This is a genomic window from Clostridium sp. AF29-8BH, assembly GCF_003478145.1.
GTDB lineage: Bacteria > Bacillota > Clostridia > Lachnospirales > Lachnospiraceae > Otoolea > Otoolea fessa.
Genome location: NZ_QUEL01000057.1, coordinates 1 through 1413, shown reverse-complemented (window position 1 = coordinate 1413; position 1413 = coordinate 1). Strand labels below are relative to the sequence as shown.

The following is a 1413-nucleotide window of genomic DNA, read 5'->3' as shown; positions in this document are numbered from 1 at the left end:
GTGCTGCCTTGGCAGTCTCAGCCGTTTCCCTGGTGCTGTCGCTGGGGGTGGTTCATTTTGGTGCGCCGTCTGTCGCGAATCTGCTTCGCAGCAATGAGGTGGTCTATCAGGCGGTGGAGGACAGCGTGACGAAATTTATCCAAAAGGACGATGAGGCGGAAAATGAGGCAGTTGACGCGGCGCCGCCATCCGTACAGCGCAGTATTATTGAAGAAATGGAGCTTCCGGAACAGTTAAAGGATGCGCTTCTGGAGAATAATAACAGCGAAGTTTACGAGGCGCTGGGTGTAAGCAGCTTTACCCACTACGTCAGCCGTTATCTGGCAAACAGCCTGATCAATATTATAAGTTTTTTTCTGCTGTTTGCAGCCGTGTTCGGCGGACTGCGTGTTCTGTCCGTATCGCTCAATGTGGTCTCCCGGCTGCCGATCATATCGGGGCTGAACCGTCTGGCAGGTGCCGTGTTGGGGGGCGCGGAAGGGATCTTTTTCGTCTGGATTGCAGCACTGCTTATTACACTGTTCTCGGCAACGGCGATTGGTGAACTTTTCCTGAACCAGATAGAAAGCAATATCTGGCTGACCTGGCTGTATGACCACAATATGCTTGGAAGCATCCTGATGGGTGTTGTGAAACGGATTATTTAAAAGCGTATAGAGAAAAACTGTGATATTGAAAAACGGCACACCGCATTCTCGCTGCTTAGTGATGAGTTAGGTGTGCCAAATTTTTTATTTCAGTCGAGAAGACTCCCACCTCTTTAGGTGGCGAGTAATAGCAAATTTGTCTCAGTGGGAGTTGGGTCTTCGGCTGAGATAAACGCTCCGCGAGGATGCGCAATGATTCTGTATGGAATATGTCAGCGAAAAAACAAGTGAAAATCGCTTGACAAGTTAATGCTGAAATGGTAAACTCTAACTCTAACGTGTTTTGACGTTGGTCTGCATATGCAGGGAAAATCGAATATCACAGGTTTTCTTATTTGCGAAAATGTTTTGAAAATTAAGAAAAAATAGTTGACAACGACAACTGCCTATGATATGATATCCAAGCTGTTGAGCGAAAGCTCAGTTGCGAAAAATAAAATAAAAAAAGTTGTTGACAAAGATAACTGCTTGTGGTAATATAAATGAGCTGTCAATGAGACAACAACAAAGAACCTTGAAAACTGAACAGTATGTAAAACCCTGAAAATTCTAAGAACAAAGGCTTTTGGTTAAGCCTTGAAGTTCAAGAGAACATTCAGAACAAAACCAAAACAACAGTAATAACGGTTAAAATTAGCCAAGCGAATTTTGACTGGAATCAAAACTTTAACATGAGAGTTTGATCCTGGCTCAGGATGAACGCTGGCGGCGTGCTTAACACATGCAAGTCGAACGAAGCAATCTAGCGGAAGTTTTCGGATGGAAG

The 1413-nt window shown here is 44.7% G+C and carries 1 protein-coding gene and 1 rRNA gene; both read left to right on the top strand.

All coding sequences use genetic code 11. The annotated features are described in order from the left end of the window. On the top strand, window positions 1-647 hold a 647-nt coding region (locus tag DWZ16_RS15230; protein WP_147353444.1), incomplete at its 5' end, for a CvpA family protein. Window positions 648-1314: 667 nt separating this feature from the next. Beyond that, window positions 1315-1413, top strand: a 16S ribosomal RNA gene (locus DWZ16_RS15225); the annotation flags it as partial.